Below are 19073 nucleotides of genomic sequence, written 5' to 3'. Positions count from 1 at the left end.
CGGCAAACCGATGGCTATGGCGATGTCGGTGGCGACGTCAGTGGGAGGCCGCGACGGCGGCCAGGTCCAGCTGGCCGCTTTCCAGTTGCCCCTGGATGTCCGTGGCCGGCTTCGTCGCGCATGAGCAGGCGCCCGACCCGCAGCCCTGCCCAGCGCTCGTGGCCGACTCCGTCTTGCGGCGCGGCAGATAGTGATTGGCCGGCTGGGTGCCCCACTCCGGCATCAACTGGTAGCCGCCGCGGTCGCGTATCGCCTGCGACACTTCCGAGTCCGGATCATGGATGTCGCCGAACAGGCGCGCCGAGGTCGGACAGGCCAGCACGCAGGCCGGCTTGCGGTCCCGCTCCGGCAACGCGGTATTGCCGATCCGATCCGAGCACAGCGTGCACTTGGTCATTTCCTTGCGCTGCGGATCCAGTTCGCGGGCGCCGTAGGGACAGGCCCATGCGCAGTAATTGCAGCCGATGCACTTGTCGTAGTCGACCAGCACGAGGCCGTCGGCTTCCCGCTTGTAGCTCGCGCCCGTCGGGCACACCGGCACACAGGGCGGGTCTTCGCAATGCAGGCAGGACTTGGGGAAATGGATCGTATCCGTCAGCGGGAATTCCCCCGCCTCGTAGGTCTGCACGCGGTTGAAGAAATTGCCGCTGGGATCGGCATCGTAGGCGCGCTCGTCGGCCAGGCTGCCCGCTTCGCCGGAGGTATTCCACTCCTTGCAGCTGGTCACGCAGGCATGGCACCCCACGCATACATTCAGGTCTATCACCAAAGCCATCTGGGTCATGTCGTGTCCTTGCTTACTTGTTCGAGCCGGCGCGGCGCAGGCGGGCCAGGAACTCGCCCTTGCCGGCGAAATAGGTCTGCACCACCCGCGTGACCACATTGAGCGAACCCGGCAAGGGCTGCATCGGTGCGAACTGCGGCAGCGTGAAGTCGGCATCCGCCTCGGCGGGATAGATGCGCACCCGCAGGTCATACCAGCCTGCCTGCCCGGTGATGGGGTCGGAGTTGGATATCCTGCCCGGCACGCCATCCCTGCCCGCCGGCAGTTCGTCGGTGATCAGGTGGTTCAGCAGGAAACCGCGGCGCGACTCGTTGGCGTCCGGCCCCAGGTTCCATGCGCCGGCGGCCTTGCCGATGGCATTCCAGGTCCACACGGTGCCGGGCTCGACGGCCTCGCTGTAGCGCGCCATGCAGCGCACCTTGCCCCAGGGCGACTCGACGTAGATCCAGCCGCCGTCCTCGATGCCCTGGGCGCCCGCGGTGCGCGGGTTCACCATCAGATAGTTCTCGCCGTGGATCTGCCGCAGCCAGGCGTTCTGCGAGTCCCAGGAGTGATACATGGCCATGGGACGCTGGGTCACCGCGGCCAGCGGAAAGGCCTCGGTATCGGTGACTTCGCGCTCGATCGGTTCGTACCAGAACGGCACGGGGTCGAAGTAGCGTTCGATGCGCGCGCGCAGGTGGTCGGGCGGCTGGCGACCGCTGGTCTTGCCCTGCGCCGCCAGGCGGAATTTCTGCATCACGTCCGAATACAGCTGGATCACGATGGGCGTGCCGAACTTGCGCATGCCGTTCTCGACCGACCACTTCAGGTAGGGACCGTTGCAGTTGCGCATGTACTGCATGCCTTCGGGCAGCACGTAGTGGTAGTGGCAATTGTTCTCGGCGTACTGCTCCCATTGGCGCGGATTCGGCTCGCCCACCAGCGCCTTGTCGCCGTCCTTGCCGCGCCAGCCCATCAGGAAGCCCACGCCCGAGTCGGGAGCGGTCTGGAAGTTGACGACGAAGTCCTTGTAGTCGCTGAATTTGCGCCCGCCGTCCGGCCGGGTGAAGGCGGGAAACTTCAGGCGGCCGGCCAGCTCGACCAGCACGTCCTGGAAAGGCCGGCAGTCGCCGGTCGGCGGCACCACCGGGATGCGCACCGAATCCACCGGCCCGTCGAATTCCGAAATGGGCCGGTCCAGCATCGACATGGCGTCGTGCCGTTCCAGATAGGTGGTATCCGGCAGGATCAGGTCGGCGAAGGCCGTCATCTCCGACTGGAAAGCGTCGCACACGACCAGGAAGGGGATCTTGTATTCGCCGTCCTCGCGCCGGTCGGTGAGCATGCGGCGCGTTTCCACGGTGTTCATCGACGAATTCCACGCCATATTGGCCATGAAAATCAGCAGCGTGTCGATGGGATAGGGATCGCCGCGCCAGGCATTGGTGATGACGCTGTGCATGATGCCGTGCACGGCCAGCGGATACTCCCAGGAAAACGCCTTATCGATGCGCACGGGGCCGCCCTGTTCGTCGATGAACAGGTCTTCCGGCGCCGCCGGCCAGCCCAGCGGGCCGTTGGGCAGCGGCGTATTGGGCTGCACGTCGCTGGCCTTGTTGGGCGGCTTGGCCGAAGGCGGCACGGCGCGGGGATACGGGGCCTTGTGGCGGAAGCCGCCCGGGGTGTCGATGGTGCCCAGCAGCGACATCAGGATGGACAGCGCGCGGATGCTCTGGAAACCGTTCGAATGCGCGGCCAGCCCCCGCATGGCGTGAAACGCGATCGGCGCGCCGCGCACGGATTCATGCTCGACGCCCCAGGCGTCGGTCCAGCGGATGGGCAACTCGATCTTCTGGTCGCGCGCCACCTGGATCAATTCGTCGGCCAGCCGGCGTATCGTCCCGGCGTCGATACCGGTGATGCCCGCCGCCCATTCGGGCGTACAGGATGCCACGCGCTCGCGCAGGCGGGTGAAGGACGGCGTCACCGGCGTGCCGTCGTCCAGCGTGTATTGGCCGTCCAGCACCGGTTCGGCGCCCGGCGCGTGGTTCACCACGGCGCGATCGGTATGCTTGTCCCACCACATGCGGTTCTGCGGGAACAGCGCATTGATTTCCGGGCTGGACGGATCCCGCACGAACAGCCCATGGGTGTCGCTGTCCTCGCGCAGGTCGATCAGCTCGCCGGCATTGGTATAGCGCGAGACGAATTCATGGTCGTAGGCGTTTCTTTCGATCAGCTCGTGGATCAGGGCCATGAACAGCGCGCCGTCGGTGCCGGGACGGATGGGTATCCATTCGTCGGCCACGGCGGCGTAGCCGGTGCGCACCGGGTTGATGGCGATGAAACGCCCGCCCGCGCGCTTGAACTTGGAAATGGCGATCTTCAGCGGATTGGAATGGTGGTCTTCCGCCGTGCCTATCATCAGGAAAAGACGGGCATTGTCCAGGTCCGGGCCGCCGAATTCCCAGAACGATCCGCCCATCGTATAGATCATGCCGGCCGCCATATTGACCGAACAGAAGCCGCCGTGCGCCGCGTAGTTGGGCGTGCCGAACTGCTTGGCGAACAGGCCGGTCAGCGCCTGCATCTGGTCGCGCCCGGTGAACAGCGCGAAGCGGCGCGGGTCGGTGGCGCGCAGATGGGCCAGCCGCGTTTCCAGCAGGGACAGCGCCTCTTCCCAGGAGATGGGCTCGAACTGCGCGGTGCCGCGCTCCGCGTCGGGCTTGCGCCGCAGCGGCTGGGTCAGGCGCGCCGGCGAATACTGCTTCATGATGCCGGACGAACCCTTGGCGCAGATGACTCCCTGGTTCAGCGGATGGTCGGGGTTGCCATCGATATAGCGCACCTCGCCATCGCGCAGATGCACGCGGATGCCGCAGCGGCAGGCGCACATATAACAGGTCGTGTTCTTGACCTCCAGGTTCTCGCGCTGAGTGCGATGTCCGTGTTCCATGCGGCGGTTCCTTCCCATTCCGACGGCGACCGGGGCGGGCCGCCTTTCGGGGACCGATGATACGGAGGGGCTGCACGAAACGAAAGTTGTGATTTCGTATTCCGGTTATAAGCAAATCCGATAAAGTAATAAAGAAGCGAGGCCGACCCAGGGTTTTCCCTGAGTCGGCCTCGCTCTTTCAACGCTTTTTCCGACTGGCTATTTGAAGACCGCGCCGGCGTCGCCGGAATCGTTGCCGTAGACGCTGCCGCCGTAGCCGCCCTGCACGTCTATCTTCACCGACGCCGGATCGACCTGCGACACGTCGCCCTTGTAATGCATGACCATCGCGGGCACCAGCATCACCGTCGCCACCATCAGCAGCTGGATCACGATGAACGGCACCGAGCCCCAGTAGATCTGCCCGGTGGTCACCGGTGCGATCGTGCGGCCCGTGACCTTGTCGCGGTACGGATCCTTGGGCGCGACCGAGCGCAGGTAGAACAGCGCGAAACCGAACGGCGGATGCATGAAGGACGTCTGCATGTTCACCGCCAGGATCACGCCGAACCAGATCAGGTCGATGCCCATCTTCTCGGCCACCGGTCCCAGCAGCGGCACGATGATGAAGGCCAGTTCGAAGAAGTCCAGGAAGAACGCCAGCACGAAGGTCAGCACGCTGACCACGATCAGGAAGCCCCACTGCCCGCCCGGCAGGCCGGTCAGCAGGTGCTCCACCCACAGGTCGCCGTTCACGCCTCGGAAGGTCAGCCCGAACACCGTCGATCCCACCAGGATGAACACCACGAAGCAGGACAGCTTGGTAGTCGTGTCCATGGCCTGCTTCATCAGGTCCAGGGTCAGGCGCTTGCGCGCCAGCGCCATGGCGATGGCGCCGACCGCGCCCATGGCGCCGCCCTCGGTGGGCGTGGCCACGCCGATGAAGATGGTGCCCAGCACCAGGAAGATCAGGAACAGCGGCGGGATCATCACGAAGGTGACGCGTTCGGCCAGCGCCGACAGCAGGCCCAGCCTGAGCACCTTGTTGACGATGGCGATGACGAAGGCGGTCAACCCCCACAACAGCAGGCTGAGCACGATGCGCTCGTCGGCGGGCGCCGTGTCGTTCTCCATCCACTGGCCCAGCGCCCAGGCCACCGTCACCGAGATCGCCATCAGCACCAGCAGCGAGCGGCCGCCGCGCGTGCCGTTGTCTTCGCGGAAACGCCGGGCCTCTTCCGGCAGGGCCGGCGCCGACGCGGGCTTGATCACGCACATGATGGCCACGTAGACGATGTACAGCCCCGCCAGCACGAAGCCCGGCACCATCGCCGCGCGGTACATGTCGCCGATGGAGCGGCCCAGCTGGTCGGCCAGGATGATCAGCACCAGCGACGGCGGAATGATCTGCGATAGTGTGCCCGATGCGGCGATCACGCCGCTGGCCAGGCGCCGGTCGTAGCCGTAACGCAGCATGATGGGCAGCGAGATCAGGCCCATCGAGATCACCGATGCGGACACCACGCCGGTGGTCGCCGCCAGCATGGCGCCGACGAACACCACGGCAAAGGCCAGGCCGCCGCGCACGGTGCCGAACAGCTGGCCGATGGTCTCCAGCAGGTCTTCGGCCATGCCGGATCGCTCCAGCACCAGGCCCATCAGGGTGAAGAACGGCACCGCCAGCAGCGTGTCGTTGGAGATGATGCCGAAGATGCGCTGCGGCAGGGCCTGGAACAGCGCGGGCGTGAGCAGCCCCAGCTCGATGCCGATCAGGCCGTACAGGATGCCGTTGGCCGCCAGCGCGAAGGCGACGGGAAAGCCCAGCAGCAGGAACACCACCAGGGTGGCGAACATGATGGGCGCGAGGTTGGCGATGAGGAAATCCATCTCAGCGCCCTCCGTCGCGGGAATCGGCCGGGCCGGCCGGCGCCGCGGCCTGCGCCAGCGCGGCGGCTTCGCGGGCCTGCGCCTCGCGGGCGATCTCCTCGGCCAGTTCCTCTTCGGCCGAACGGGCGCCGTCGCGTTTGCCCGGATCCTCGCAGCGGCCCCGCAGGAAGCCCACGCACTTGATCAGGTGCGACACCCCCGCCAGCACCAGCAGCGCGAAACCCGCCGGGATCAGCAGCTTGACCGGCCAGCGCACCAGCCCGCCGGAGTTCGAAGACTGTTCATTCGTGACGAAGGAATCGACGAACACCGGCCAGGACAGCACCAGGATCAGTACGCACGCCGGCAGCAGGAAGAACACCACGCCGAAGATCTCGATCCAGATCTGCTTGCGCCGCGGCAGGCGCGAGGACAGGATGTCCACGCGCACGTGCTCGTTCTTCAGCAGCGTATAGCCCGAGGCCAGCAGGAACATCGCCCCGAACATGTACCACTGCAGCTCCAGCCAGGCGTTCGAGCTGGTGTGCAGCACCTTGCGCACCACCGCGTTGCCGGCGCTGACCAGCACCACCAGCAGAGTCACCCAGGTGACCGCGCGGCCCACGCGCAGGTTGATCGCGTCGATCAGACGCGACAGGGCCATCAAGGACTGCATCGTTTTCCCCTTTTCATTGATGTTTTTTCCCGCGCCCGGGCGGCCTGCGTCGTCAGTGCTCGTCCTGGCGCTGCCGCCAGGGCGTCGCCTTGCGTTCCAGCCATGCCAGCGCGCCGAACAGCGCCAGGCCGATGAAGGCCAGCACGAACAGCGCGGCGAATACCCGCACCGTATCGAAGGTGCCTTGCGCGGTCATGATCACGTAGCCCAGGCCGCTCTGCGACGACACGAATTCGCCGACGATGGCGCCCACCAGCGCCAGCGATATCGCCACCTTCATGCCCGCCAGGATGGACGGCAGCGCGCACGGCAGCCGGACCTTGAAGAAAAAGTCGCGCCTGGAACCCTTCAACACCCGCCCCAGGTCCAGGATGTCCTTGGGCACCGAACGCAGGCCGTGCACGGTATCGACGATGATCGCGAAAATGGCGATCAGGAAGGCGATGGCGATCTTGGGCTCGGCGCCCGTGCCCAGCCAGATCACGAACAAGGGCGCCACGGCGACCTTGGGCACGCTGTTCAGCGCGACGATCAGGGGCTGCAGCACGCTTTCGAACCAGCGCGATCCCACCAGCAGGACCGCGACGCCCACGCCGGCCAGCACCGACAGCGCGAAGCCGGCCAGCGTGGTCATCAGGGTGTAGCCCGCCTGGCCGGCATACCACGCGGCGTCGTTGTACAGCTCCACGCCTATGCTGGACGGCAGCGGCAGCATGATGGGCTTGACGTGCAGCAGCCGCACGGCCGCTTCCCATATCAGCAGGAACAGGACCAGCGAAGCGGCGCCGGCCGCGCCATGCGCCCATCGGAGGTACGACGCCTTCATGCGTGGCTCCTCTCGTCGATCAGGCCCATGTCCTCGAACAAGCCGCGTATGTGCCGCACGTAGGCGCCGAACTCGGGCGACTCGCGCACCGACAGCGGCCGCGGACGCGGCAGGTCGATCTCCAGCGTTTCGACGATGCGCCCGGGACGCGGCGAAAACACGATGACCGTGTCGCCCAGGAACACGGCCTCGGCGATGCCGTGGGTGACGAACAGCACGGTATTGCGGGTTTCCAGCCAGATGCGTTGCAGCTCCACGTTCATCTGGTCGCGTGTCAGCGCGTCCAGCGCGCCGAACGGCTCGTCCATCAGCAGCAGCCTGGGGTCGTCGATCAGGGCGCGGCAGATGGCGGCGCGTTGCCGCATGCCGCCCGACAGTTCGTGCGGATAGCAGTCGGCGAAGTCCTGCAGCCCGGTCAGCTCCAGCAGCTGCCGCGCCTTGGCGGCATAGCTGGCCAGCGGCTTGTGGGCGAATTCGATGGGCAGCAGCACGTTGCGGCGGATCGTGCGCCAGTCCAGCAAGGCATCGCGCTGGAACACCATGCCGATGCCGTCGGGCGGCCCCTTCACCGGCCAGCCTTCCACGCGAAGTTCGCCTTCGCTGATGCTTTCCAGGCCGGCGACGCAGCGCAGGAAGGTGCTCTTGCCGCAGCCGCTGGGGCCCAGGATGCTGACGAAGCGGCCCGGCGGCAATTCCACCGAGACCGCATCCAGCGCGCGCACGCCGCGCTCGCCGGGATAGCGCTTGCCGACGTCGCGAGCCGACACCGCCGCGGTGTTCATTTTCCCACCATGGCGTCGTAGCGCTCCGGATGCACCAGGCCCGTGACGTAGAAGCCGGCGGGATCCGCCTGCGCGCCTGGGCCGGCCGCGCCTGCGCCGGCCGCGCCTATCAAGCCGACCGATGACAAGGTCTTGACCGCCTGCACCCAGTCGTCCGGCACGGGCGGACCGATGCGCGCGCCCGCCGACAGATCGCCGAAATAGGGCTTGAGCGCATCGATCTGGCCGCGCAGCACCTTGCGGTCCAGCCGCGCCTGCGGCCGCTGCGCCATCACGGCATCCACGGCTTCGTCCTCATGCCCGGCATAGATGTATTCCCAGGCCCGCGCCGTGACGCTGGCGAAGCGTCCGATCGCCGCGCCGCGCGCCTGCAGTTTCTCCTCGCTGGCGAACAAGCCGAAGCTGGGCATGTTCAAGCCGTAGTCGGCGAAGCGCACCGCCGCCGAAGGCCGCGTCTGCGACACCACGGGAAGGAAGAACGGGATCGTCGAAAACGCCGCGTCGGCACGGCCGACCGCATAGGTCGAGGCCTTGCTGGCGGCATCCACATTGACCAGCTCGACGTCGCCGCGCTTGAGCTTGCCCGCCGCCAGGAATGCATCGACGAAGGGCGCTTCCAGCGAGCCCGCGGTGTAGGCGATCTTGCGGCCCTTCAGCCCGGCGGGTCCGGTAATGCCCGAATCGGCGGGCACCAGCAGGCCGATATCGCTCTGCCGCGCGAAGACCGCCACGGCCTTGACCGGCAGGCCCTTGTCCCGCGCGATCATCATGGACGCCAGCGCCGCATGTCCCACGTCGAAAGTGCCGCTGGACCCGACGATCTGCACCGTGGTGACGGAACCGTTGCCGTCCTCCAGCGTGACGTCCAGGCCCGCCTGCTTGTACCAGCCCTTCTGCTGCGCCAGGTGGAAAGGCGCCTGCACGCCCCACGGCGTCCAGTCCAGGCGCACCTTCAAAGGTTCTGTGGCCTGCGCGCCCGCCGCCGTGGCGGTGACGCCCAGCGCCAGGCCGGCCAGGCCCTTCGAAACGCGGCGCCATGCAACTGCCAAGCTCGCTCGCATGTACTTCCCCTTGTCTTTCGTATGGGCTCATCCGCGCGCGACGGCGCGCGGCTGGCTTTCGTTATCACGCCCGTCGCGGCCTGCGCGGCCGCGCGGACCCATCATGTCCGAGGCCGCGTCAGCCCCGGCCGAACCAACGCTTGATACGCGCCCGGACGATCTGCCAGAACATGCCGGACGCGTTGAAAGAGGCCTGCGCGGGTTCGGCCGACGCATTGCCGCCCAGCCGCGCCGCGACGTTGGCGCCGAAGTCGGCGATCATCCTGCACACGAAGTCCTGCACCAGCCCCGAGCGCGAGAACTGCGCCAGCGGGCCTTGCAGGGAATAGGCGAGATTGACGTCGACGCGCGCGCCGCCATTGCCGGCGTCCCGCACCTGGTAGGTGATGTCGCCGTTGGCGCGCGAACGGCTGACCGTGTCCTGGCCCGCGCCTCGAAAGACGGCGCGCATGGCGGCGTCGTCGCGGTCCAGGCGCGCGGCGCCGTTGAAGGCGGCGCGCATGGGGCCGAACTTCACGGCGATCGTGCCCTTGACCCGCTCGCCCTGCTGTTCCTGGATGGACGCGCCGGGCAGGCAGGCGGCCACGGCCGGCAGGTCGGTCATGAAAGCCCAGACCCGCTCCGGCGGAAACGGCACGTCGAAGCCGCCGTCGATTTCGTTGGTCTTGCCGGCGGAGGACGTCGGTTCAGAATTGCTTGCGGCCGGCGTCGCTGACGCTGTTGACGTTGCGGACGCTGTTGACGTTGCTGACGCTGCTGACGCAGCGGTCGTGGCAGACGTGGCGGGCGCTACGCGCGCCGGCTGCGCGCCTGGCGCGGTCGTGGCCGCTGCGGCCGGCGCGGCGCTGAACGCCTCGAACGCCGCGGGCGGTGCCGCCGCGGGCGCGGCGCCCTCCCCGGCCCGCAGCGCCGCCCGCAGGCGATCCACGTCCGCATCCGGCGCCTCTCGCAGCCCGGCCAGCACCGACATCACCGCCGCCACGATGCCCATATATCCCGTGCAGCGGCACAGATTCCCCGACAGCTCCACCCGCACCCGCGCTTCGTCGGCGTCCGGCAGGCGCATCACGATGTCGCGCGCCGTCGCCAGCATGCCGGGCGTGCAATACCCGCATTGCAAGGCATGATGCCGCGTGAAGGCTTCCCGCAGCCGCCGCATGACCGGATCGGCGTCATAGCCTTCGATCGTCGTCACCCGGCGCCCTTCGCAGGCGACCGCGTACGAGATGCACGAGCGCACCGGCTCGCCATCCAGCAGCACGGTACACGCGCCGCACACGCCATGTTCGCAGCCCAGGTGCGTGCCCGTCAGGCGCAGCTTGTCGCGCAGGAAATCGCCGAGGTGCATGCGCGCCGGCGCGTCGTCGGCCACCTGGCGGCCGTTCACTTCCATCGTGACCTGGGTCATGTCCGCGATCCTTTGCCTGTCGCCTGCGCCAGGCAGCGGCCGACCGCCGCGGCATGCAACTGGCGATGCGCTTCATCCTTGCCGGGCATGGCGTCCGCCACTTCCCTGGCGATTTCCACCTGGTCCAGCGCCGCCGCGCCGCCCTGCGCCACGCGCGCGGCCAGGGAATGAAGCAGGCGCGGCGCCCCGTCCAGCGCGCCCAGCGCGATGCGCGCCTGGCCCCGGGCCGGGTCGAACCACGCGGCACAGCTGGCTTCGGCGAACTCGCCCGTCTTGCGGCAGAACTTGTAGTAGCCCCAGCGCGCCCGCGCCTCGCCGGCCGGAACGTGGACGGCCTGTATCAGTTCGTCTTCCCCTATCGCGGTCGTGTAGGCGCCCTGCATCAGGCCGTCCGCTTCGATATGGCGCACGCCGCCCGGGCCAGCCAGCTCGATGCGCGCGCCCAGCGCCACCATCGCCACCACCCAGTCCGCGGCAGGGTCCGCATGCGCCAGGCTGCCGCCCAGCGTGCCGCGGTTGCGCACCGCGCGATAGGCGATCCCGGCGGCCACGGCGCGCATGGGCGAATCGCGCAGCGCCGGGTGCACGCCGTCCTCGATCTCCGCATGCGTGACCGCGGCGCCGATGCGCACCATGTCGCCGTCGCGGCGCACGCCGCGCAGGTCTTCCAGGCCCGAGATATCGACGACCACGGCGGGCCGCGCCAGCCGCAGGTTCAACATCGGCCCCAGCGATTGGCCGCCGGCCATCAGCTTGGCCGCGCCGCCGTGTTCCCCCAACGCATCCAGCGCCTGGGCCACCGACGTGGCGCGTATGTAATCGAATTTCGCCGCTTTCATGGGTGTCTCAGGCCGCCTTGGGCTGGCTGGTTTGCGCCTGGCCGCTGCCTTGCGCGATGGCCTGCAGGACGCGGATCGGCGTCAGGGGCGTGTGCGCCAGTTCGGCGGCGCCGAGCGCGCGCAGCGCGTCGTTGACCGCGTTGAACAGCACCGCTGGCGGCGCGATGGCGCCGCCTTCGCCCATGCCCTTGGCGCCGAACTCGGTATGCGGCGACGGCGTTTCGAAGTGATGCATGCGCAGGTGCGGGACCTCCGTGGGGCCCGGCAGCATGTAGTCGGCCAGCGTCGACGCCAGCGGCTGGCCGTTGGCGTCGTACGGCGTTTCTTCATACAGCGCCGTGCCTATGCCCTGGGCGATGCCGCCCATGGTCTGGCCTTCGACCACCATCGGATTGATCATCGTTCCGCAGTCTTCCACCACCACGTAGTCGAGAATCTCGACGCCGCCGGTCGCCGGATCGACGGCCACCGTGGCCGCCTGGCTGGCGTAGGTGAAGCAGCCGGTGTCCACCTTGGGCTTGTAGCCGACCGTGACCTCCAGGCCCAGCGGGTCGACGTCGGGCGGCAGCAGCTGCGGCTTGAGGTACCAGGCATCGGCGACGTCGCCCATGGACACCGCGCGGTCGGGGGCGCTGCCCACCACGAAGCGGCCCTCGCCCACGCTCAATTGCTCTTCCGGCGTCTGCAGCAGGTGCGCCGCGATGTGCATCACGCGCGGCAACAGCCGCTTGCAGGCCTGCGACACCGCGCCGCCCGACATCACCAGCGAGCGCGACGCATAGGTGCCCGTGGAATAAGGCGTCTGGCCGGTATCCCCGTGCAGCACCTTGATGCGCGCCACCGGAATGCCCAGGATTTCGTTGGCGATCTGGGCGAAGGTGGTTTCCATTCCCTGGCCATGGGAATGCACGCCCACCCTGACTTCCAGCCCGCCGTCCGGCGTAATGCGGGCGGTGGCCTGGTCGAAGCCCGGTATCACGGGCGTCCCCCAGGTGGCGAACACGGACGTGCCGTGCGCGGCCTGCTCCGTATAGGTGGCCACCCCCAGGCCGATCAGGCGGCCGTCGGCCTCGCCGCGCGCCTGGCGCGCGCGCACGCCGGGCGCGTCTATCATTTCCAGCGCCTTGCGCAGGCTGGCCGGGTAGTCACCGCTGTCCAGGTGCTTGTTGGCGACGTTCACATAGGGCATCTGCTCGGCCTGCACCAGATTGTCCAGGCGTACTTCCCAGGGCTCGCGGCCGACCTCGCGGGCGATCGCGTCCATCATCAGTTCGATGGCGAAGCACACGCCCGTGCGCGCAACGCCGCGATACGGCACGAAGCCGGGCTTGTTGGTGGCGACCGCGCGCGTCACGCAGCGATAGCCGCGAAAGGCATACGGTCCCGGCAGATTGCCCACCGCCTGGCCCGGCTCCAGCCCGATGGTGAACGGCCACACGGAATAGGCCCCGCCGTCGACGGTGATCCGCGCATCCAGGGCCAGCAGCTTGCCGCGCCGGTCGGTGTAGGCGGTCATTTCATAATGGTGCTCGCGCGAATTCGCGCCGGCGGTCAGGTGCTCGCGCCGGTCCTCGATGAAGCGGAACGGACGCTTATAGGTCTTGGCGAGCCAGGCGATGCAGAGCTCTTCCTGCTGCAGCACGCACTTGTAGCCGAAGGCGCCGCCCACGTCCGGCGAAATCACCCGCACGCGGCCCTGCTCCAGGCCCAGGCATTCCGCCAGCACCGTCCGTATCATGTGCGGCACCTGCGTGGCGCTGTAGACCACCAGCTGGTCGGCCTGGTGGTCCCAATAGGCCAGCACGGCCTTGCCTTCCATCGGCACCATGCACTGGCGCGCCAGCCGCATGCGCCGGCTCACCTTGACGTCGGCCTGCGCCGCCAGCGTGTCGAAATCGCGATCCGCCGTCAGCGTGACGAAGACGTTGTCCTTCCATTCCCCGTGCAGGAAATCGCCGGTGGCCGCCTGGGCCGAGAACACGTCGGCATAGACCGGCAGGTCCTCGTAGTCGACATCGATCAGTTCGATGTGATCCTCGGCCTCGGCGCGCGTGGGCGCGAAGGCCATGGCGACCGGTTCACCGACGAACCTGACTTTGCCGCTGGCCAGCGGCGCCTGGGCCGAGGCCTGGTAGGTGGGCAGCGTCGAATCCGCCACGATGTCCCGGCAATCGGGCATGTCGGGCCGCAATACCACGCAGCCCGCTACGCTGTCGTCCACCCGCGCGCCGGCGATGCGCGCGTGCGCCAGCGGACTGCGCAGAAAAGCCACTTCGCACAAGCCTGGCATCGCCATATCGGCGACGAAGTTGCCCTTGCCATGGAGATGGCGCGCGTCCTCCTTGCGGGGCACGCGCGCGCCCACGCCTTCGGGCTTGACGGACCTGCCGTGTTCCACCGTCATTCTGTTCCCCTGTACTGCTTACTTGGACTGCGTCTTTGCCACCTCGGCGAAGGTGTAGTTGTCCAGCGCGTTTTCCGCCACGCGGAACCAACCCGCCTCGTCCTGCTGGAATTTCTTCCAGCCGGGATACAAGGCCTTGAAGTCCGGATTGTTGGCGGACAACTCTTCCCACAGTTCCTGCGATGCCTTGTAGACGGCATCCATCACTTCCTTGGGAAAATAGCGCACCTTGGCGCCGTTGGCGATCAGGCCACGCAGCGCCTGCGGGTTGCGGGCGTCGTAGTTGGCCAGCATGCGCATCGTCTGTTCGCCGGCCGCGCATTCGAACGCCGCCTTGTACGACGCGGGCAGCGCTTCCCAGGCCTTGTCGTGCACCATGCTGGTAATCGACGCGCTGCCTTCGAACCAACCCGGCGAGTAATAGAAAGGCGCCACCTTGTTGAAACCGAGCTTGGCGTCGTCGTACGGGCCTATCCATTCCGCGGCGTCGATGGTGCCCTTCTCCAGCGCCGGATAGATATCGCCCGGCGGGATCTGCTGGGGTACCGCGCCCAGCTTGGACAGCACCATGCCGCCGATGCCGCCGATACGCATGTTCAGGCCTTTCAGGTCGGCCACCGACTTGATTTCCTTGCGGTACCAGCCGCCCATCTGCACGCCGACGTTGCCGCAGACGTGGTTGACGATGTTGTACTTCTTGTACAGCGTGCGGAGCTGCTCCAGCCCGCCGCCATAGTGGATCCACGCATTGTGCTGGCGGGCGTTCAGGCCGAACGACAGTCCGGTGTCGAATGTCAAGGCGGTGTTCTTGCCGATGTACGCGGTGCTCAGGACGTGGTTGCATTCCACCGTGCCGTTGCTGACGGCGTCCATGTTCTGCGCGGGCGGCACGAGTTCGCCGCCCGGAAACGCGCGGATCTCGAATTTGTTGTCGGTCAATTGCGCGACGCGCTTGCACATCTCATCGGCGGAACCATAGATGGTGTCCAGGCTCTTGGGCCAGCTGGTGGACATGCGCCAGCGCACGGAAGGATTCGCCTGCGCCACGGCGGGCGCGGCGACCGCCGCCAGACCCGCGCCCGCGGCCCCCGCGGCCTGCGTAAGAAAACGGCGTCGTTGCATCACTCTGACTCCTGGACATGGACCGTGGGCGCATCGCGTTGGACGTGCGCGACGATGTTGAAAAAAGGTAAGTACACTGACTTGTTAGTCAGCATACTGAGAGAGTTTTGGAGTGTCAACGATGATTACCCGAGTATGCCGCGCAGATCGCCACGCCAGGGAAATCCCTAGGAACGCGCGGCTTTTTATGAGCAGTACACTGACCACAATTACTCAGCATACTGACGAGAATCTCATGAACTGGACGAAAATCGCATCGACGGACGCATTGGCAGACGACGAGGTCATGGCGGTCGAGGCCGGCGGCAAGCAGCTGGCGCTGTACCGCAGCGAAGGCGAGTTCTTCGTGTCGGACAACGTATGCACGCACGCGTATGCGCTGTTGTCGGACGGCTATCTGGAAGACGGCTGTATCGAATGCCCGTTGCACCAGGCGCGCTTCGACGTCCGCACCGGCAAGGCGATGTGCGCGCCCGCCACGCGCGATATCCAGGTCTACCCCGTCAAGGTGGAAGGCAGCGACGTTCTTGCCGACGTTTCCAGGTGAGCGCATGGCGCACCCCGACTCCATCGTGATCGTCGGCGCCGGCCAGGGCGGCGCCATGGCCGCGGCGGCTTTGCGCGCGCAGGGCTATGCGGGAAAGCTGACGCTGGTCGGCCGCGAATTCCATCCGCCTTATGAACGCCCGCCCCTGTCCAAGGCCGTGCTGCGCGACGCGGCGGCGGAAACGGCCGCGGCCATCCATGCCGAGGCCTACTACGCCGAACAGGACATCGCGCTGCTGCGCGGCGTCGAAGCGCTGGCGCTGGACCGCGCGGCGCGCCGGATCAGCCTGTCGAACGGGACTTGGCTGGCCTACGACCGTTGCCTGCTGGCGACCGGGGGCCAGGCGCGTACGCTGCCTTCCCTGCCGCCCGGCATGCCCGGCGTGCATTACGTGCGCACGCTGGACGACGCGCGCGGCCTGCGTGCCTGCCTGAGCGGCGGCGCCCGGGCCGCGCGCGTCGCCGTGGTCGGCGGCGGCTTCCTGGGCCTGGAAATCGCGTCCACCGCGCTGGAAAGCGGCGCCGACGTGGCGGTGGTCGAAAGCGCCGACCGGCTGTTGCCCAACGCCCTGCCCGCTCCGCTCTCCACCTGGCTGGCGGCGCGCGCCACCGCATTGGGCGCGCGGCTGCACCTGGGCGCGCGGATCGCATCGATACTGCCCGCCACGACCGATGCGACCGCCGGCGGACTGGCGCTGGACAGCGGCGTCGTGCTGCCGGCCGACGCCATCGTGGTCGCGATCGGCCTGCAACCCGACGTCGCGTTGGCGCGCGCGGCGGGCCTGGAGATCGATGCCGACAACGGCGGCATACGCGTCGACGCCCATTGCCGCACCGCGGATCCGCACGTCCTGGCCATCGGCGATTGCGCCAGCCAGCATCGCGACCTGCTGGGGCGCCATGCGCGGCTGGAGTCCTGGCAGAACGCCAATGAACAGGCCCGCGTCGCCGCCGCCGCCATGCTGGACGCCGACCCGCCGGCCGCGCCCTACCCCTGGTTCTGGACCGATCAGTTCGGCTGCAACATCCAGATGCTGGGCATGCCGGTGGCCGGCCTGTCCTACGTATGCCGCGGAACGGCCGCGCCCGGCGACGCCGCGCCCAGGCTCATCTGGCTGGGCCATCGCGACGGCGTGCCGGTGCACGGCGTCGCGATCAACGCCGCGGCGGACCTGCGCCAGATGCGGCTGCTGTTCGAACGCGGCATCCGCGTCGACCCTGCCGGCTTCGCCGACACGGACGTCCCCCTGAAACCCTGGATCAAGGCCTGCCAGCAGGCCGCCACGCCGGCCTGAACCAGGCCGGCGTCACGCATCGCGCAAGGAGCTGATATGTACCAATCCCAAACCGTGATCGGCCGCACGGATCCCGCCAAGGACGCCGAACTGGCGCAATGCAGCTGGCCCGAGGACGCGCTGCACGCCATCCCCGACTGGGTCTACACCAGCAACGCCATCTACGAACGCGAGATGGAGCGGATTTTCCGCGGCCGCAGCTGGAACTATGTCGCGCTGGAAGCGGAAATCCCCAATCCCGGCGACTACAAGCGTTCCTACGTCGGGCCCACGCCCGTGGTGGTTTCGCGCGCCGACGACGGCTCCATCCACGTCTTCGAGAATCGCTGCGCCCATCGCGGCGCCGAGTTCTGCCGCAACACGCAGGGCAACACCAAGGAGTTCGTGTGTCCCTACCACCAATGGTCCTATGACCTGAAAGGCAACCTGCAGGGCATCCCCTTCAAGCGCGGAGTCAACAAGGAAGGCGGCATGCCCAAGGACTTCCGCAACGACGACCACGGGCTGCGGCGCCTGCACGTGACCACGCGCCACGGAGTGGTCTTCGCGTCGTACGTGGCCGACGTCGAGCCGATCGACGAATACCTGACGCCGGAGATCCTGGCCGACTTCGATACCGTCTTTCCGGGCAAGCCGCTGAAGATACTGGGCTACTACCGCAACGAGCTGCCCTGCAACTGGAAGATGTATCACGAGAACCTGAAGGATCCCTATCACGCCACCCTGCTGCATTCCTTCCTGGTGGTGTTCGGACTGCTGGTCGCGGGCAACAAGTCCGCCATGCTGGTCGACGGCAAGCACGGCCGCCACGGCACCATGGCGTCGGCCAAGAGCGAAGACAAATACGCCAGCGTCAGCGAGGAAAACAAGAAGGAAATGCGCTCCTTCCACGACGGGCTGCGCCTGCAGGACGACCGCTTCCTGGAGTTCGTCAAGGAATTCGACTCGCCGTGGTCGGTCACCATGCAGACCATCTGGCCCAACCTGATCGTGCAGCGCGAGATGAATACGCTGGGCGTGCGCCACATCATCCCCAACGGCCCGGACAGCATGATCATGCAGTGGACCATGTTCGGCTACGAGGACGACACGCCGGAGATGACCCGCCACCGCCTGCGCCAGGGCAACCTGATGGGGCCGGCGGGCTTCCTGGGACTGGAGGACAACGAGGCGATGAAGTTCGTGCAGGAAGGCGTGCGCCGCTCCACCACCGATACCAACGTGCTGAAGCTCGAATCGAACAAGCTGGGCACGTCCAACACCTTGATATCGGAAGCCGCGATCCGGTCCATGTACGCCTACTACCGGTCGGTGATGGGACTTTGACAGACGAATCAACAGAGATCCGCAGAATGAAAACGAATTTCGCCCATGCCGCCCGCCGCATCGACCTGGCGCGCGCCATCGAACTGCGCCAGCATATCGAGGAATTCCACGCCGACTATTGCGCCGCGCTGGACGCCAACCAGATCGAAAGCTGGCCCGACTTCTTCACCGAGGACGGCCTGTATCGCGTGACCGCGCGCGAGAACGCCGACCGCGGACTGCTGGTCGGCCTGGTCTACGCCGAAGGCCGCGGCATGATGCAGGACCGCGCCGTCGCCATATCGCGCACGCAGATGTTCGCGCCGCGCTACATGCGGCACCTGGTGACCAATACGCGGGTGCTGGAGGAAACGCCGGCGGGCATCGAGGCGCAGTCGTCCTTCCTGCTGATGCAGACGCTGGTGGAAGGCCCCACCACCCTGCACCTGGCCGGCTTCTATCACGACGTGTTCACCCACGTCGATGGCGTGCTCAAGCTGAAGGAGCGCCAGGTGATCTACGACACCGAGATCCTGGCCAACGACCTGGTGTATCCCGTCTAGCCTGGCCGGCCGCGCCTGGCCGGCCGCGCCTGGCCGGCCACGCCTAATTGGCGGCGATGGCCGCCAGTGCCTGGTCGCGCGTCATCACCGTCGCGTACTTCTGTTCCATATCGAACAGGTTGGCGTCGTGGGGGCCGAGCGCGCGGTCGCCCACGCAATCGGCCACCACCAGCGGCCGGAAACCGTATTGCATGGCGTCCACCACGCTGGCGCGCACGCAGCCGCTGGTGACCGCTCCCGCGACCAGCAGGGTCTGCACGCCGCGCTGCGCGAGCCAGGCGGACAGGCCGGTGCCGAAGAACGCCGACGGCACGGTCTTGCGCACCACCAGCTCGCCGTTGCGCGGCGCCAGCTCCGGCACGATGGCGCTGCGCGGATCGTGTTCCTTCAGCGTCAGCATGCCGGGCACCTTGATGCTGAAGACGTTCGCGTCCGCGCCGTCGTCGGCGTAGACGATGCGGGTGTGGGCGATGGCCCAGCCCTGGCGCCGCGCATGCTCCAGCAGCGGCACGGTGTTGGCGATGGCCTGCGGGATATTGCCGCCGCCGAACACGGCCGGATCGGCGAACCCGTTCACGAGGTCGACGATCAGCAGGCCGTAGGGCGGACGCGGCTGCAGCGCCGCGCCGAAGCCCTGCCGTTGATACGTTTGCTCTTTGCTTTCCATGCTCCGCTCCCC

At 67.5% G+C, this 19073-nt stretch carries 16 protein-coding genes; 4 read left to right on the top strand and 12 right to left on the bottom strand.

Translation table 11 applies throughout. From position 1 onward, the window contains the following. Positions 1 to 37: 37 nt before the first annotated feature. From CAL26_RS12710 to CAL26_RS12660, 11 genes are all read right to left on the bottom strand, one after another. Positions 38 to 784 (bottom strand): 4Fe-4S dicluster domain-containing protein, encoded by a 747-nt coding sequence (locus tag CAL26_RS12710; RefSeq protein WP_094847283.1) that lies wholly within the window; start codon positions 782 to 784, stop codon positions 38 to 40. A gap of 13 nt (positions 785 to 797) precedes the next feature. Continuing rightward, the gene (locus CAL26_RS12705; protein WP_094847282.1) at positions 798 to 3722 is read right to left on the bottom strand and encodes a molybdopterin oxidoreductase family protein; all 2925 of its coding nucleotides are present in this window, start codon (positions 3720 to 3722) and stop codon (positions 798 to 800) included. A 198-nt stretch (positions 3723 to 3920) separates the two neighbouring features. Further along, on the bottom strand, positions 3921 to 5588 hold the full coding sequence (locus tag CAL26_RS12700) for a TRAP transporter large permease (protein WP_094847281.1): 1668 nt from the start codon (positions 5586 to 5588) through the stop codon (positions 3921 to 3923). A gap of 1 nt (position 5589) precedes the next feature. After that, the gene (locus tag CAL26_RS12695; protein ID WP_094847280.1) at positions 5590 to 6243 is read right to left on the bottom strand and encodes a TRAP transporter small permease subunit; all 654 of its coding nucleotides are present in this window, start codon (positions 6241 to 6243) and stop codon (positions 5590 to 5592) included. Positions 6244 to 6295: 52 nt separating this feature from the next. Beyond that, positions 6296 to 7069, bottom strand: a complete 774-nt coding sequence (locus CAL26_RS12690) for an ABC transporter permease (RefSeq protein WP_094847279.1) — start codon at positions 7067 to 7069, stop codon at positions 6296 to 6298. Then, positions 7066 to 7851 carry an ABC transporter ATP-binding protein gene (locus CAL26_RS12685; protein ID WP_094847278.1) on the bottom strand — a complete coding sequence of 262 codons (786 nt, stop codon included), beginning with the start codon at positions 7849 to 7851 and terminating at the stop codon, positions 7066 to 7068. The genes CAL26_RS12690 and CAL26_RS12685 overlap by 4 nt, the downstream gene beginning before the upstream one ends. Continuing rightward, positions 7848 to 8912 (bottom strand): ABC transporter substrate-binding protein, encoded by a 1065-nt coding sequence (locus CAL26_RS12680; protein WP_094847277.1) that lies wholly within the window; start codon positions 8910 to 8912, stop codon positions 7848 to 7850. The genes CAL26_RS12685 and CAL26_RS12680 overlap by 4 nt, the downstream gene beginning before the upstream one ends. A 118-nt stretch (positions 8913 to 9030) precedes the next feature. Then, entirely contained in the window at positions 9031 to 10320 is a 1290-nt protein-coding gene (locus CAL26_RS12675) for a xanthine dehydrogenase family Fe-S subunit (RefSeq protein ID WP_094847276.1), read from the bottom strand. After that, positions 10317 to 11159 (bottom strand): FAD binding domain-containing protein, encoded by an 843-nt coding sequence (locus CAL26_RS12670; protein ID WP_094847275.1) that lies wholly within the window; start codon positions 11157 to 11159, stop codon positions 10317 to 10319. The genes CAL26_RS12675 and CAL26_RS12670 overlap by 4 nt, the downstream gene beginning before the upstream one ends. 7 nt (positions 11160 to 11166) lie before the next feature. Then, entirely contained in the window at positions 11167 to 13563 is a 2397-nt protein-coding gene (locus CAL26_RS12665; RefSeq protein ID WP_094847274.1) for a xanthine dehydrogenase family protein molybdopterin-binding subunit, read from the bottom strand. An 18-nt stretch (positions 13564 to 13581) separates the two neighbouring features. Further along, positions 13582 to 14685 carry a TRAP transporter substrate-binding protein gene (locus tag CAL26_RS12660; protein ID WP_094847273.1) on the bottom strand — a complete coding sequence of 368 codons (1104 nt, stop codon included), beginning with the start codon at positions 14683 to 14685 and terminating at the stop codon, positions 13582 to 13584. A gap of 235 nt (positions 14686 to 14920) precedes the next feature. Between CAL26_RS12660 and CAL26_RS12655 the strand changes: the two genes are divergently transcribed. The 4 genes from CAL26_RS12655 to CAL26_RS12640 are packed head-to-tail and all read left to right on the top strand — an operon-like array spanning position 14921 to position 18394. Then, a complete protein-coding gene (locus CAL26_RS12655) occupies positions 14921 to 15232 on the top strand; it encodes a non-heme iron oxygenase ferredoxin subunit (protein ID WP_094847272.1) in 312 nt (103 codons plus the stop codon). 4 nt (positions 15233 to 15236) lie between these two features. Further along, positions 15237 to 16526 (top strand): NAD(P)/FAD-dependent oxidoreductase, encoded by a 1290-nt coding sequence (locus CAL26_RS12650; protein ID WP_094847271.1) that lies wholly within the window; start codon positions 15237 to 15239, stop codon positions 16524 to 16526. A gap of 36 nt (positions 16527 to 16562) precedes the next feature. Beyond that, the gene (locus tag CAL26_RS12645) at positions 16563 to 17852 is read left to right on the top strand and encodes an aromatic ring-hydroxylating dioxygenase subunit alpha (protein WP_094847270.1); all 1290 of its coding nucleotides are present in this window, start codon (positions 16563 to 16565) and stop codon (positions 17850 to 17852) included. Positions 17853 to 17878: 26 nt separating this feature from the next. After that, positions 17879 to 18394 carry an aromatic-ring-hydroxylating dioxygenase subunit beta gene (locus CAL26_RS12640; protein WP_094847269.1) on the top strand — a complete coding sequence of 172 codons (516 nt, stop codon included), beginning with the start codon at positions 17879 to 17881 and terminating at the stop codon, positions 18392 to 18394. A gap of 43 nt (positions 18395 to 18437) precedes the next feature. Here CAL26_RS12640 and CAL26_RS12635 read toward each other — a convergent pair whose 3' ends face one another. Next, the gene (locus tag CAL26_RS12635; protein WP_094847268.1) at positions 18438 to 19061 is read right to left on the bottom strand and encodes an N-carbamoylsarcosine amidohydrolase; all 624 of its coding nucleotides are present in this window, start codon (positions 19059 to 19061) and stop codon (positions 18438 to 18440) included. Positions 19062 to 19073 lie beyond the last annotated feature (12 nt).

This window comes from Bordetella genomosp. 9 (genome assembly GCF_002261425.1).
In the GTDB taxonomy this organism is placed as follows: Bacteria; Pseudomonadota; Gammaproteobacteria; order Burkholderiales; family Burkholderiaceae_B; genus Bordetella_C.
This window is presented reverse-complemented; position numbering and strand designations above follow the sequence as displayed.

Coding starts and splice junctions, on each gene's coding strand:
- CAL26_RS12670 (WP_094847275.1), bottom strand. CDS start 11,159: ATGAAAGCGGCGAAATTCGATTACATACGCGCCACGTCGGTGGCCCAG.
- CAL26_RS12660 (WP_094847273.1), bottom strand. CDS start 14,685: ATGCAACGACGCCGTTTTCTTACGCAGGCCGCGGGGGCCGCGGGCGCG.
- CAL26_RS12710 (WP_094847283.1), bottom strand. CDS start 784: ATGACCCAGATGGCTTTGGTGATAGACCTGAATGTATGCGTGGGGTGC.
- CAL26_RS12655 (WP_094847272.1), top strand. CDS start 14,921: ATGAACTGGACGAAAATCGCATCGACGGACGCATTGGCAGACGACGAG.
- CAL26_RS12640 (WP_094847269.1), top strand. CDS start 17,879: ATGAAAACGAATTTCGCCCATGCCGCCCGCCGCATCGACCTGGCGCGC.
- CAL26_RS12650 (WP_094847271.1), top strand. CDS start 15,237: ATGGCGCACCCCGACTCCATCGTGATCGTCGGCGCCGGCCAGGGCGGC.
- CAL26_RS12665 (WP_094847274.1), bottom strand. CDS start 13,563: ATGACGGTGGAACACGGCAGGTCCGTCAAGCCCGAAGGCGTGGGCGCG.
- CAL26_RS12695 (WP_094847280.1), bottom strand. CDS start 6,243: ATGCAGTCCTTGATGGCCCTGTCGCGTCTGATCGACGCGATCAACCTG.
- CAL26_RS12680 (WP_094847277.1), bottom strand. CDS start 8,912: ATGCGAGCGAGCTTGGCAGTTGCATGGCGCCGCGTTTCGAAGGGCCTG.
- CAL26_RS12690 (WP_094847279.1), bottom strand. CDS start 7,069: ATGAAGGCGTCGTACCTCCGATGGGCGCATGGCGCGGCCGGCGCCGCT.
- CAL26_RS12685 (WP_094847278.1), bottom strand. CDS start 7,851: ATGAACACCGCGGCGGTGTCGGCTCGCGACGTCGGCAAGCGCTATCCC.
- CAL26_RS12700 (WP_094847281.1), bottom strand. CDS start 5,588: ATGGATTTCCTCATCGCCAACCTCGCGCCCATCATGTTCGCCACCCTG.
- CAL26_RS12675 (WP_094847276.1), bottom strand. CDS start 10,320: ATGACCCAGGTCACGATGGAAGTGAACGGCCGCCAGGTGGCCGACGAC.
- CAL26_RS12645 (WP_094847270.1), top strand. CDS start 16,563: ATGTACCAATCCCAAACCGTGATCGGCCGCACGGATCCCGCCAAGGAC.
- CAL26_RS12705 (WP_094847282.1), bottom strand. CDS start 3,722: ATGGAACACGGACATCGCACTCAGCGCGAGAACCTGGAGGTCAAGAAC.
- CAL26_RS12635 (WP_094847268.1), bottom strand. CDS start 19,061: ATGGAAAGCAAAGAGCAAACGTATCAACGGCAGGGCTTCGGCGCGGCG.